The sequence below is a fragment of the Variovorax sp. RA8 genome, assembly GCF_901827175.1.
GTDB lineage: Bacteria > Pseudomonadota > Gammaproteobacteria > Burkholderiales > Burkholderiaceae_C > Variovorax.
Map to the genome: position 1 here is coordinate 108,522 of NZ_LR594662.1, position 12,229 is coordinate 120,750.

Sequence of the window (12,229 nt, forward strand, 5' to 3'; positions counted from 1 at the left end):
GGCTTTGGCCGATAAATGCACTCACAGTCATGGACTGCTACCCAATCCGACTCGCAGACCAACTGAGGGCGCATCTTCGCGCCCTGCGCAAGCAGCGCGGGCTGACTCAGACCCAGCTCTTCAGCCGTGCTGGCCAGTGAACCCGCTGCGAAGGCGCTGGCGAAGCCAGCAGCAAGGCAAGCGGCAGCCCGTACACCGCCCAAGGCCCTCGTTATCCCGCCAAAGAAAGGCTCCTGGTGAGCGCCACCCTCGGCATCTGGATGAGCCAAGTTGGTCTGTGAGGTATCTGGTCACCCTTCGCGGACCATTGTGTTGACGTCAACAAAATGGTCGAACTTGGCTCCGGCAACCAGCGCCAAGTGGACGACTTCCTTCGCCCGCAAGCGCCTCAACCCAAAGGAAGGCAAGCCGATGTCGCACAAACCCGTCGGGTTGGTCTATGGGGTCGACGAGACGCCTCCTCTCGGCGTCAACATCTTCAGCGGTTTGCAGCATGTCGGCCTGATGTCGATCTTCCTGGTCTACCCGGTGCTGATTGCGCAGGCGGCTGGCAGCACGGCGGAGGTGGCGGCAGCGATGGTCAGCGCCACGCTCATCGCGATGGCCGTCGGTACGGTGCTGCAGGTGATCACCGTGGGGCCCATCGGCTCCGGCTATCTTTGCCAGCCCTCGCCCAGCGTGGTCTACATCGTTCCCTCGCTGATCGCCGCGCGCAGCGGCGAACTTTCGGCGGTGTTCGGCATGACGATCCTGGCGGGCCTCTTCGAAATGGCCTTGTCGCGCGTGCTGCCGCGCCTGCGTGCGCTCTTCACGCCGGAGATCACCGGCCTGGTGGTGCTGCTGGCCGGGATCTCGGTCGGCGTGGTCGGCCTGCGTACCGCATTGGGCGGCCCGCAAGCCGACACGCAGCCGGCGCAGATCGACCTGTTGCTGGGCCTGGGCACGCTCGCACTGATGGTCGCCCTCAACGTCTGGGGCCGTGGCCGCATGCGCGTGTTCAGCGTGCTGATCGGCCTGGGCGCCGGCTGCTTGATCGGCGCGGCACTCGGCCGGCTCGACGTCCACGACGTGGCTCGGGTGGCGGCCGCACCGTTGCTGGCCTTTCCCGCCTTGGGACCGGTCGGCTGGTCCTTCGATGCGACGCTGGTGCTGCCCTTCCTCATCGCCTCGGTGGCCGCCGTGCTCAAGGTGATCGGCAACGTCACGACTGCGCAGAAGGCCAGCCAGGCCGGGTGGGTACGCGCCGACATGCGCTCCATCAGCCGCGGCGTGTTGGCCGACGGGCTTGGCGCGGTCGCGGCCGGCTCGTTGGGAGCGCCCGGCATCAACTCGTCCACCGCCGCGGTCGGCCTGGCAACCGCGACCGGCGTGGTCAGCCGGCGCATCGGCTGGTCAGTCGCGGCGATCCTGCTGCTGTTCGCCTTCATGCCGAAGCTGGGCATGCTGTTCAACCTCATCCCGCGCCCGGTGCTCGGTGCGGCGCTTGTTTTCTCGTCCACCTTCATCGTCATCAACGGCTTGCTGATCATGACCTCGCGGCTGCTCGACGCGCGCAAGACATTGGTGATTGGCCTGGCGATCGTGTTCGGCTTGGCGGTGGAAATCTTTCCGGGGCTGCTGGTGGTCCTGCCGGCGTCGATGCGGCCTTCGTTCGGCAATTCTCTGGTGCTGGGCACGCTGGTGGGATTGGGGCTGAACCTGCTGTTTCGCATCGGCCTTCGGCGCAGCGTATCGATGACGGTGGCGCCGGGCGCCGTCGATCCGATCGCGCTGGAGCGGTTCCTCGACGAACACGGGGCTGCCTGGGGGGCGCGCAGCGACGTCATCGCGCGCGCCAAGTTCAACCTGGTGCAATCGGTGGAGACGTTGGTGTCGCTTGGCGTTATCTCGGGTCCGCTCGAGATTGAAGCCTCGTTCGACGAGTTCAACCTCGACCTGCAGGTGTCGTACGAAGGTGCCGACCTCGAGCTGCCGCACCAGCGGCCGACAGTCGATGAAATTGTCGATTCGGATGACGGGGAGCGGCGGCTCGCTGGCTTTCTTCTGCGGACCTTTGCGGATCGCGTGACTTCGCGGCGTTCGGGGCTGCGGGCATCGGTCGGGTTTCACTTCGATCACTAGCTGTGCGGGTGGCAGCTGCGATGCATGGCTACGGGCGAGAGCGCCGGAGCAGCAACCAGCCCGAGGGGGTGATCTGGCTGACTACCACGCCGACATGTGGGCCGCCGCCAAGTGGATCGACTACGACGCGGACTACGGCGTCTACATGACCTGCTTGGAACAGGGCGCTGACGGCGAGGAGGTTTTCGTCACCTGTCAAAACACAAGGGAGAGGCCCGCTGGCGATGCGACGGAGCAAGCTGTGCTTGTTGCGCTTCTCGCGGAGGCGCGATCGGGGTATTTCCAACGGGTCATATTTCACCGGGTGATCGTCATCAAGTGATGACGATAAGTCCACGGACTAGAGTGCTCATTTTGGAGAGGGCGTCGGCCCTCATGCCAACGGACCTGTCTGCTGTGCAGCGTTTGCCGCCCTTCGCATCGCCGCGACCTACGACTCAGATCGGCCATATCCAGCCATTCGATGTGGATGCCTGAAAGCAGCCGCTCGACGCCGCTCATAGCCAAAGCGGAAATTGTTCCGCCGCTTCCGGACTAATCCAGTTGCACGCCGATTGTTCTTACAAGCTCTCGATTCAAGGCAGCATCGTGGGCCAATGAGGCCTTGAAGTCAGCACGTCCTTTGGGCGCTTGGACGATGCCTTGCTTAAACAGTCTTGAGCGCACTTCGTCGGTTTCGCCGATCGCAAGCAACTGTCGCTCTAGATTCGCGATTTCCGCTTCCGGCATGCCCTTCCGGCCAAGGACTCCCATCCAAGCGCTGTATTCGTATTTGGGGAACCCGCATTCCTCGACTGTCGGAACCTTCGGCAGGTCCGGCCAGCGTTCCTTGGTTGTCACTGCCAGTCCAATCAATTGTCCCGAAAGGATGAAAGGCTGGGCTGCGACCACCGAAATCACGCCGACAGGCAACTGCCCACCAACCACATCCGCAGTAAGCGGACCGGAGCCCTTGTAGGGCACGTGCTGCATGGAGACCTTGGCACGATCCTTCAGCAGCTCAGTTGCAAGATGCGCAGGGTGCCCATTGCCACCGGTTCCGAAGGAAATGGCACCCGGTTTTGCCCGCGCCGCGCTCAACATGTCCGCGAGCGTCTTGAAGTTTGTCGAAGGGTGCGCCACGATCGCAAAACCTGTCACCCCAATCTGCGCAATAGGTTCAAATTCCTCGAGGGTGTAGCCCGGCCTCTGGTAGAGCGCTAGGTTGATCGTATGGTTGTTGGACGTAACCAGCACACTGCTGCCATCGGGATCTGACTTGGCGACGAGGCCGGCAGCAATGTTGCCTCCGGCGCCTGGACGGTTATCAACAATGACCGTTCTGCCCTGCAGCGTAGCTGGTAGCTTTTCTGCGAGCACTCTTGCGAGCGCGTCAACGGCTCCTCCTGGCGGGTATGGAACCACGAGGCGGAGCGCTTTCGGGCTCTGCGAGAACGCTGGTAGGGCGCACAATCCGGACGTGGCAGCCAAGGCTGCGATCAGCGTGCGCCGGCGAATCAAGGGTGCTTGTCTCATCTGTGGCCTTGGAGTAGTAGTGGCCAGAGTATCTGTTTCGCTTTGGGCGCCCGCTATTCAATCGACAGATGCGGGGATCGAAACAGAAGATGGTCCGCGGTCTACACTTCCTCTTGAGCGCCATGGACCTCCGCCAACTCAAGTATTTCGTCAAGATCGTCGAGCAACGCAGCATGTCACGGGCTTCGGTAGAGCTGCACGTGGCCCAGTCGGCACTCAGCCTGCAGATCTCAAATCTTGAAACGCGCCTTCAGCAGAAGCTGCTGATCAGACGCTCTACGGGTGTTTTCCCTACGAAAGCCGGCCAGACGCTCTACAACCATGCAGTGGCGATCCTGCGCCAGGTGGAACGCGCTGCTCTGGACGTGGAACGGTCAGCTGCCGAAGTGAGCGGACCAGCATCGCTGGGATTGCCCGTGGTCGTCCAAGATCTCCTCGCGATCGATCTGTTGAAGGCGGCGCACGAGCGGCTCCCGTCTGTCCGCCTCCATCTGGCCGAGGGCATGAGCTACCTGCTGAAAGAGATGGTGCTGCAGGGCAGGCTCGACATGACTGTCACCTACCAGTTCGAGCAGTCGCCCGGAATTCTGGAGCAGCCACTTTTCAACGAAATGATTTATCTTGTGTCGCCCGCAGTTTCGAAAGTCAAGACGAGCACACGCACGATGTCGATTCCCGAGGTCGCAAAATTCCCTCTGGTTCTTTCAAGCCGCCAGACAGGGATGCGACGCATCGTAGAAGCCGAATTTGCCACACACGATGTTTCCGTAGAAGCGATTGCGGAAGTGGACTCCCTCCGGACGCTCGTGGATGTTGTCGAAGCCGGGTTTGCCCACACGATCCTGCCAGCATCCGCCCTCCAAAGGCACTTTCGCGATCGGGGCCCTCATCCACTGGTGATCAATCCTCTGGAGATCTCCCGGAATGTCGTATTGTGTACCTCCGAGCACCTTCCGCTTGGTGTGACAGCAACCGCCGTCTACGAGCTCCTGGAGAGCCTGATCCGGCAGGCGTTGTCTGAAGGCCGCTGGAGAGGCATACGCCCCATCAGTGACGCGCCATCGGCTTGAGCGAACGCGCCTTCTGAACATTGAATAGCGCCGTGGCGGTGATGCTTCTAGAGTGCAGTCATCGTCACTCAAATGAAGCCGCACCATGGAAGCAATCAGCGTTTACTGGACAACTGGGTGCTCCAGCTGTGTCAGGGTCAAGGAGTTTTTGACTCGTAAGGGTGTTCCTTTTGAATCGATCAACGTCGCTACCAACCCCGCGGCAATGAAGTTCTTGGCGTCGCTCGGCGCCCGATCGATTCCTGTCGTTGTTCGTGGCCGAGAGTTCACGTTCGCACAATCGCTCGATGATGTCGCCACGTTCGTAGGCATCGAGCATGCCGTTGATGTGCTGCCGCCGGACGTTCTTGTTGAGCGGTGGAAGATCATCATGGAGATCGCAACGACGGCGATCTCAAAAATTCCCGACGCGCTGTTGGAGGAGCTGCCAGCGCCCCCGCGTGCGCGCACAGTTCGGGACGTGGCCTATCACATCTTCCAGGTGCCGGACGCCTATCTGCAGGTTGTGAATCACGGTCTTGAGGACTGGACGGTGGTCGCGAACGTCGATGCGCCGCCAGACTTAGACATAGCGGGCATTCTTGCGTATGCGGACGAGCAAAAGGATGGTATTTCTCAATGGTGGGACACCCTCGAAGACCGAAGCTGCAAGAAGCCGCTGAAGATGTTCTATGGCGTTCACCCGACGCATTCTTTCCTGGAGCGCTCTGTATGGCATACCGCGCAGCACACGCGTCAGTTGCTCTGGTGGTGCAACGAAAACGGACTCGTTGTCGAAAGGCAACTAACCGAAGAGGTCTTGGAAGGTCTGCCCGTGCCCAAAGGACTCTGGGAGTAGCAGGTCGCCAAGGCGTCTTACAAAACTTCGTGGACTACCTCCAAATGGTCGAACATTCCAAACTGATAATCTTGGGCTCCGGCCCCGCCGGGTACACCGCGGCCATCTATGCGGCCAGAGCGAATCTGTCGCCCATGCTCATTACCGGCAACGTCCAGGGTGGCCAGCTGACCACCACCACGGACGTCGAGAATTGGCCTGCCGATGTGCAAGGCGTCATGGGGCCGGATCTAATGGAACGATTCTTGAAGCACGCAGAGCGCTTCAACACACGCGTGGCGGCCGACCACGTCCTCAGCGTTGATCTGCAAAGTCGACCTTTTGTGCTGAGAGGGCAAGCAGGCAGCTATTCGTGCGACGCGCTCATCATTGCAACGGGCGCCTCGGCAAAGTATCTAGGACTACCGTCGGAGGAAGCGTTCCTTGGGCGTGGCGTCTCGGGATGCGCAACATGCGACGGGTTTTTCTTCATGGATCAGGATGTATGCGTGGTAGGCGGGGGAAACAGCGCAGTGGAAGAAGCTCTGTACATGTCCAACATCGCCAGGAAGGTCACGCTAGTCCACAGGCGCGAGAAATTCCGAGCTGAGCCGATCCTTCTCGACCGACTTAAGAAGAAGGTCGAAGATGGCAGGATCGAGCTCAAGATCAACTGCGTCGTCGAGCAGGTCGTGGGTGACGAGGCTGGCGTAACTGGCGTGCAACTGCGCGACCAGCTACGCGCCACCACTGAGACGGTCGAGGCCCGAGGCTGCTTCATCGCAATTGGCCATCAGCCCAATACGACTCTCTTCAGTGGGCAACTTTCCATGGCGGACGGTTATATCAAGACCAAATCGGGTGCGGATGGCTATTCCACCATGACAAGCGTCCCCGGCGTTTTCGCTGCAGGTGATGTGCAGGATCATGTCTACCGGCAGGCCATCACCAGCGCGGGTAGCGGCTGTATGGCGGCCCTTGACGCCCAAAGGTACCTCGACTCATAAAGGTTTCTCGGGGCGGGCTTCGGCGCAATGCACTACCGCCAAGAGCGGGACGTGCGCCGCTGGCGATGGCGGGAACCATGAGTTCCTCCGCAGGCCGGCGGGTCGACGAAGGTCAGCTTGTAGTCGCCAGCAAATTTGGCGAAGGTCCGCTTCCGTTGTTGCTGAACGACCGTACAGGGCCCTGAACCGCCTTGCGGCCGATCACGCCGAAGGTCCGAGATCAGTCTGAAGCGGACCTACAGGCCGACCGCGCCGATGAAGGTGTAGCGTGCGGCGCGCGGCTTGCAGGCGCGCGGAGGAAGTCCAGGAAATGGGGAATCGAGTCATGCCTCGTCAAAGTAGTCCGAGTCGATCCTCTTGACCGTGTAGCTGGCTGCCGCAGCGACGCCAACATCAAAGTCGATCATGAGGCCGGCCAGGGTTTGGCCATCGATAAGGACCACCTTGGTATCGATCTGCGCCGCGTAGTGGACCGCGTCAGCGGTGTACGTCGAGGTGGTGATGAAGACGCCCTTGCGCGCTCGCTGACCCTGCAGCGCGCCCACAAACTTCTGAATCTCCGGCCGGCCCACGGACCCCTGCCAGCGCTTGGCCTGGATGAAGATCGTGTCGAGTCCAAGGCGGTCCTCTTTGATGATCCCGTCGATACCGCCGTCGCCGCTCTGGCCAATCCTCTCGCCAGCATCGCGGCGGCTTCCTCCGTAGCCCATCTTGACCAGCAGCTCGACGACCAGGTATTCGAAGAAGGTTGGAGAGCAGCCAAGTATTCGGGCCAGCAGCTCCTGGACAAGTTGCTGTCGCAATCCCTGGTACGCGCTCTCGATGGCCTCCTCGGGCGTCGCTTCCGTCTCCACGGCGCTGGCCACCAGCGCGGCAGAGGGACTCTCGTCGCTCGACTGTGAAGCCCTCTGGAACTCCTGGAACTCGGGGAAGCGTGCCAAGTACTTTGCGTCAAGCGCCTTCAGGCCTTCGCCCAGCACGGTCAACCCTCGCGCGGTGATCTTGAACACACCGCGCCTCGGCGACTCGATCAGCATCGCCTTCTTGAGGTAGGTGCGGGCCCAACCGACACGGTTGACGAAGATGCCGGTTTGGCCGCTGGGCAGCAACTCGGCGCGCTCGGCCGGAGTGAGTGCGAAGTGTTGAGCCAGGGCCTCTTCAACTTCACGGATGTGTCGCTCCTTGCAGTCCTTGAGCTGGGCAAGGAAAGGGAGCATGCAGTCTTTGTAGGTCGGGATCGGCATGCGTCTGATGATAGGAGAAGCCCGCGGCTGCAAGGCCAGCCGAAGCCGCGCTCAGCGCCCTCCGATCTGTACGAATGGACCTCGATTTGATAGAAAGTCCTACGAGCGCAATTGCGTCCCGTGCTCGAAATCATGAAGATGCGCCGTCGCGGTCAGATAGCTTGCCAAGCAGTCACGCTGTTGCCGCCGCGCGAAAAATGAGGAGAAACATGCCGCCACAAAAGAATAGCTGCCTGCCGGCCGAGCAAACGGCGCTGCGCCGGAGAAACAGCGTTGCGCCGGTGCGCCATCAAGTCAGGAGCGCGGTGCAACTCGTCGGAGTACCGTGATGAACGAGATCGCCCAGCAAGTCTCAATCATCATCGGCCTGCTCGCCGCGAGCTTTGCCGGCCCATTGCTAGCAATAGGCTTTCTTGTCGTTCGTAAACGCCGGGCGAGGGCTCGCCGCAGATCACCTGTCGCCATTGACTTGCTTCGTGGGCCCGTGCATACGCTTCGAGAGCAGCTCGACGACGTCGGCGCCGACGTGTTGTCCGACGTGTTCATGCTGATGCTGGTCCCGTTGCTGGCGCTTGCAACCTTCCTCGCGCAGAGTCACCTTCGCGGCCCTCAGAAAATGTCGCATCTCGTTCCGATCTACGCGGTACTTGTCCTGATCTTCGTGGCAGTCGTCGTGCGAAAGCTCTGGAGGGCAGGCGAGCAACTCGACAAGCTCAAGGCTGACTATGACGCCGAGCTCGCCGTGGGACAGGAACTCGACCAGTTGATGCGCCATGGTGCGCATGTGTTCCATGAGTTTCCGGCAGGCAATTTCAACATCGACCATGTTGTGATCGCCCCGGAAGGCATCTTTGCAGTGGAGACAAAGGGCACTGCTGAGGTCACGGGGGGCCAGCCCCTGTCCGATCAAGATGTTCAACGCGTTGTGCACCAAGTGCAGCGGCGTTGCCGTACGGTCGCTCCGAGGTATTCGGAGAAGGAGCGGGCGTCTTGAGCACATCGCGGGTTCATGCGAAGGTGCCGAGCGGCCACGGGTAGCTGCTCATTCATATGCGCTTTTGGTGGGTCAACCAGAACCAAACTTACCGCCACGAAGTGCGCGGTGGCTACCTATGGTCGCCGAAGCGAAAGGCCAATCAAGCCCAGAACCCCTTCTACGATTTCATGCGCGAGGTGGCACCAGGCGATGTCGTCTTTTCGTTCGCGGACACTGTCATTCGCGCCATCGGAATCGCCGGTTCGCATGCTTACGAGGGCCCCAAGCCGCTGGAGTTTGGTGTTGCCGGCGCCTATTGGGACAAGATTGGCTGGCGCATCGATGTGCGCTTCAGTGAGCTGCGCTTGCCGATCAAGCCCTCCGAACACATGGCTGTGCTGGCGCCGCTATTGCCTGCCCGCTATGCGCCGTTGCGCTTCAACGGGGCCGGGTTGCAGAGCGTATACCTCACTCGCATCCCCGACCGGCTCGCAGCCGCGCTGGTCGACTTGCTGGGCGCCGAGGCACGTGACTTGGTGCTGGGCTATCGCGTGGCCGAGGAGCCATCAGTCGCCACAGCCGTTGGCCTGTTGGAGTGGGAAGAACACGAACTGAACCAAGTGCAGTCCGATCTGTCTCTGCCGGAGACTGAACGGCAAGCCATTGTGCTAGCGCGTCGGGGCCAAGGTCTCTTCAAGAAGCGCGTGATGACGATCGAACGTGCCTGCAGGATCACCGGCGTGGACCGCGAAGAGCACTTGCGCGCCAGTCACTGCAAGCCATGGCGCGACGCAACCAACGAGGAGCGGCTTGATGGCGAAAACGGTCTGCTGCTCACCCCTAGCATCGACCATCTTTTCGATCGTGGCTTCATCGGCTTTGAAGACAACGGGCAGGTGATCGTATCGCCAGTCGCTCACCGCGAATCACTGACGCGGATGGGGATCGAACCCGAGCGCCCGCCCAAGGTGGGCAGCTTCTCGACCGGGCAGCGAAGATTCTTGGGGTTTCATCGGGACAACGTGCTGCTGCGGTCGAGCTTTCTGGATCAGCTGACCTGAGGCTCGCCTCAGCACTCACACTCCCAACAACTCCTCCAACACCTTCGGCTCCGCCAACAACCCCGCCGAAGGCCCCTGCCTAACAATCTTCCCCTTCTCCATCACCACAGCCTGCTCGGTGTGCCCCAGCACCTTCCGCCAGTCCCGATCCACGATCAGCGTCGCGATCCCGGTGGCCCGTATGCTCGCAATCACCCGCCAGATCTCCGCCACGATCAACGGCGCCAGCCCTTCGGTGGCTTCGTCGAGGATCAGCAACCGCGGATTCGTCATCAACGCCCGCCCGATCGAAAGCATCTGCTGCTCCCCACCCGACAGCTGCTGCCCGCCATGCGACAGCCGTTCCGTCAGCCGCGGGAACGTGCTCATCACCCGATCAAAGGTCCACTCCCGCTTCCCATCGATCCCGGCCCGCGCGCTCATCACCAGGTTCTCCCGCACCGAGAGATTGGGAAAGATCCCGCGTCCTTCCGGCACATACCCGATGCCGCGCCGCGCCATCTTCTCCGGCGCCCAGCCGGTGACGTCGTCGCCATCCAGCTTCACCCGCCCCGAGGCCGGCCGCACGTAGCCCATCAACGACCGGATCAGCGTCGTCTTCCCCATCCCATTGCGCCCCAGCAACCCCATGGAGGTGGCCGTGGGCAGCGCCACATCGACGCCGCGCAGGATGTGGCTGTCCCCGTAGTAGGTGTTCAACCCTTCGATCTGCAGCATCTCAGTGGTCCTCGCCCAGGTAGGCCGTGCGCACTTCCGGATTCACGCGAATCGAAGCCGGGTCGCCCGTCGCAATCACGGTCCCATTGACCATCACCGTGATCCGATCCGCGATGCGGAACACCGCATCCATGTCGTGCTCCACCAGCAGGATCGCGTGCGTGGCCTTGAGGTTGCTGAGAAGGCCCAGCATGCGCTCCGTCTCCTCCGCCCCCATCCCCGCCAGCGGCTCGTCGAGCAGCAGCACGCGCGGCTTGGTCGCCAGGCACATCGCGACCTCCAGCTGCCGCTTGGCACCATGGCTCAGCGTGCCGGCGATGCGGCCGGCCACCGCGCCCAGGCCGGCGGCCTCCAGCGCCTCGCGGGCGGCGCCATTGCTGTATTCGCAACTCTCCGAGGACTGCCAGATCGCCCACGGCTTCGGCGCCGCGGCCTGCGCTGCGAGGCGGCAGTTCTCCAGCACGGTGAACTCCGGAAAGATGGTGGTGCGCTGGTAGCTGCGGCCCACCCCGGCCAGCGCGCGGCGGAACTGCGCGCGCTTGGTGATGTCCTCGCCGTCCAGCGTGATGCGCCCGTCGGACGCCTCGATCTCGCCCGAGAGCATGTTGATCAGCGTGGACTTGCCCGCGCCGTTGGTGCCGATCACCGCATGCACCTCGCCGCGGTGCAGGTCCAGCGTCACCTTGTTGACCGCGACCAGCCCGCCGAAGCGGCGCGTCAGCGTCTCGACCTCCAGCAGTTTGCTCATGCCGCAGCCTCCTTCTTCGGCATCACGCGCACCCGCAGGCCGACGATGCCCTTGGGCAGCAGCGCGACGAAGGCGATGATGGCCAGGCCCAGCGTCAACTGCCAGTGGTCGGCCAGCGGCCCGACGATGGCGTGGGTGGACAGCAGCTCTTTCAGCAGCGTGAAGGCGACCGCGCCGATCACCGCGCCGCGCAGGTGGCCGAGGCCGCCCAGGATGATCATCAGCAGCACCTCGCCGGAGTTGTGCCAGGCCAGCAGCTCGGGGTTGACGACGCCGTCGCGCGAGGCGACGAGAAAGCCCGCCAGCCCGGCGAGCGCGCCGGCGATGACGAAGGCCGCCAGCTTGTAGAGGTACACCGGAAAGCCCGCCGCGCGCATGCGCTGCTCGTTGACGCGGATGCCCGCCAGCGCGGCGCCGAAGCGCGAGCGGCGGATCAGCGCGAGCAGCCCGTAGGTGAAGACCAGCGCGCCGAGCACGAAGTAGAACTGCACCCTGCTGTTCTCCATGTCGAGCGCACCCAGCACCGGGCGGATGTACATGTAGATGCCGTCGCTGCCGCCACCCACCGCGGTGTCGTGGAAGACGAAGAAGGCCATCTGCGCGAAGGCGAGCGTGACCATGATGAAGTACACGCCCCGCGTGCGCAGGCTGAGTGCACCGGTCACCAGCGCGTAGGCTGCCGCACAGCCCATGGCCAGCGGCAGCAGCATGGCGATCGAGCCGCCTTCCTTGCCCGAGCCCAGCACCGTGGCATAGGCGCCGATGCCGTAGAAGGCCGCATGGCCCAGGCTCACCAGGCCGGTCATGCCAACGAGCAGTTCCAGGCTCAGCGCGAAGATGGCGAGGATCATCACCTTGACCACCAGGTCGCCAAGATAGGGGCCGAGGAAGGGGCCGAGCACTGCGAGCGCAATGGCGCACAGGAGCGGCAGGTAGTAAGAAAAGCTTTTCAT

General features: G+C 62.5%; 12 protein-coding genes. 7 read left to right on the plus strand and 5 right to left on the minus strand.

The window, feature by feature from the left end; translation table 11 throughout:
* Positions 1-411 precede the first annotated feature (411 nt).
* Positions 412-2,121: a uracil-xanthine permease family protein gene (locus E5P3_RS00505; RefSeq protein WP_162584200.1), complete on the plus strand. Its 1,710-nt coding sequence runs from the start codon at positions 412-414 to the stop codon at positions 2,119-2,121.
* A 94-nt stretch (positions 2,122-2,215) separates the two neighbouring features.
* A complete protein-coding gene (locus E5P3_RS00510) occupies positions 2,216-2,443 on the plus strand; it encodes a hypothetical protein (RefSeq protein ID WP_162584201.1) in 228 nt (75 codons plus the stop codon).
* A gap of 212 nt (positions 2,444-2,655) precedes the next feature.
* Here E5P3_RS00510 and E5P3_RS00515 read toward each other — a convergent pair whose 3' ends face one another.
* A complete protein-coding gene (locus E5P3_RS00515; protein WP_162584202.1) occupies positions 2,656-3,636 on the minus strand; it encodes a Bug family tripartite tricarboxylate transporter substrate binding protein in 981 nt (326 codons plus the stop codon).
* Between the two features lie 122 nt (positions 3,637-3,758).
* Here E5P3_RS00515 and E5P3_RS00520 point away from each other — a divergent pair, with 122 nt between their 5' ends.
* From E5P3_RS00520 to trxB, 3 genes are all read left to right on the plus strand, one after another.
* The gene (locus E5P3_RS00520; protein WP_162584203.1) at positions 3,759-4,706 is read left to right on the plus strand and encodes a LysR substrate-binding domain-containing protein; all 948 of its coding nucleotides are present in this window, start codon (positions 3,759-3,761) and stop codon (positions 4,704-4,706) included.
* An 85-nt stretch (positions 4,707-4,791) separates the two neighbouring features.
* Complete coding sequence (locus tag E5P3_RS00525) at positions 4,792-5,544, plus strand: glutaredoxin domain-containing protein (RefSeq protein WP_162584204.1); 753 nt, start codon at positions 4,792-4,794, stop codon at positions 5,542-5,544.
* Between the two features lie 44 nt (positions 5,545-5,588).
* Positions 5,589-6,530 carry a thioredoxin-disulfide reductase gene (gene trxB, locus E5P3_RS00530; RefSeq protein ID WP_162589458.1) on the plus strand — a complete coding sequence of 314 codons (942 nt, stop codon included), beginning with the start codon at positions 5,589-5,591 and terminating at the stop codon, positions 6,528-6,530.
* Between the two features lie 323 nt (positions 6,531-6,853).
* Here trxB and E5P3_RS00535 read toward each other — a convergent pair whose 3' ends face one another.
* The gene (locus E5P3_RS00535) at positions 6,854-7,774 is read right to left on the minus strand and encodes a restriction endonuclease (protein WP_162584205.1); all 921 of its coding nucleotides are present in this window, start codon (positions 7,772-7,774) and stop codon (positions 6,854-6,856) included.
* Between the two features lie 328 nt (positions 7,775-8,102).
* Here E5P3_RS00535 and E5P3_RS00540 point away from each other — a divergent pair, with 328 nt between their 5' ends.
* Positions 8,103-8,768 carry a nuclease-related domain-containing protein gene (locus E5P3_RS00540; protein WP_162584206.1) on the plus strand — a complete coding sequence of 222 codons (666 nt, stop codon included), beginning with the start codon at positions 8,103-8,105 and terminating at the stop codon, positions 8,766-8,768.
* A gap of 56 nt (positions 8,769-8,824) precedes the next feature.
* On the plus strand, positions 8,825-9,811 hold the full coding sequence (locus tag E5P3_RS00545; protein WP_162584207.1) for an HNH endonuclease: 987 nt from the start codon (positions 8,825-8,827) through the stop codon (positions 9,809-9,811).
* 15 nt (positions 9,812-9,826) lie between these two features.
* On the opposite strand, the gene E5P3_RS00550 is transcribed toward E5P3_RS00545, so the two are convergent.
* Genes E5P3_RS00550 through E5P3_RS00560 form a run of 3 tightly spaced genes read right to left on the minus strand, consistent with a single transcriptional unit; the run spans position 9,827 to position 12,229 of the window.
* Positions 9,827-10,528 (minus strand): ABC transporter ATP-binding protein, encoded by a 702-nt coding sequence (locus E5P3_RS00550; RefSeq protein WP_162584208.1) that lies wholly within the window; start codon positions 10,526-10,528, stop codon positions 9,827-9,829.
* A 1-nt stretch (position 10,529) separates the two neighbouring features.
* The gene (locus tag E5P3_RS00555; protein ID WP_162584209.1) at positions 10,530-11,276 is read right to left on the minus strand and encodes an ABC transporter ATP-binding protein; all 747 of its coding nucleotides are present in this window, start codon (positions 11,274-11,276) and stop codon (positions 10,530-10,532) included.
* On the minus strand, positions 11,273-12,229 hold the full coding sequence (locus E5P3_RS00560; protein ID WP_162584210.1) for a branched-chain amino acid ABC transporter permease: 957 nt from the start codon (positions 12,227-12,229) through the stop codon (positions 11,273-11,275). Before E5P3_RS00560 ends, E5P3_RS00555 begins: the two co-directional genes overlap by 4 nt.

Bases quoted from the DNA above. Each gene is read 5' to 3' on its own strand.
- E5P3_RS00505 (WP_162584200.1), top strand. From the start codon at position 412: ATGTCGCACAAACCCGTCGGGTTGGTCTATGGGGTCGACGAGACGCCT.
- E5P3_RS00510 (WP_162584201.1), top strand. From the start codon at position 2,216: ATGTGGGCCGCCGCCAAGTGGATCGACTACGACGCGGACTACGGCGTC.
- E5P3_RS00515 (WP_162584202.1), bottom strand. From the start codon at position 3,636: ATGAGACAAGCACCCTTGATTCGCCGGCGCACGCTGATCGCAGCCTTG.
- E5P3_RS00520 (WP_162584203.1), top strand. From the start codon at position 3,759: ATGGACCTCCGCCAACTCAAGTATTTCGTCAAGATCGTCGAGCAACGC.
- E5P3_RS00525 (WP_162584204.1), top strand. From the start codon at position 4,792: ATGGAAGCAATCAGCGTTTACTGGACAACTGGGTGCTCCAGCTGTGTC.
- trxB (WP_162589458.1), top strand. From the start codon at position 5,589: ATGGTCGAACATTCCAAACTGATAATCTTGGGCTCCGGCCCCGCCGGG.
- E5P3_RS00535 (WP_162584205.1), bottom strand. From the start codon at position 7,774: ATGCCGATCCCGACCTACAAAGACTGCATGCTCCCTTTCCTTGCCCAG.
- E5P3_RS00540 (WP_162584206.1), top strand. From the start codon at position 8,103: ATGAACGAGATCGCCCAGCAAGTCTCAATCATCATCGGCCTGCTCGCC.
- E5P3_RS00545 (WP_162584207.1), top strand. From the start codon at position 8,825: ATGCGCTTTTGGTGGGTCAACCAGAACCAAACTTACCGCCACGAAGTG.
- E5P3_RS00550 (WP_162584208.1), bottom strand. From the start codon at position 10,528: ATGCTGCAGATCGAAGGGTTGAACACCTACTACGGGGACAGCCACATC.
- E5P3_RS00555 (WP_162584209.1), bottom strand. From the start codon at position 11,276: ATGAGCAAACTGCTGGAGGTCGAGACGCTGACGCGCCGCTTCGGCGGG.
- E5P3_RS00560 (WP_162584210.1), bottom strand. From the start codon at position 12,229: ATGAAAAGCTTTTCTTACTACCTGCCGCTCCTGTGCGCCATTGCGCTC.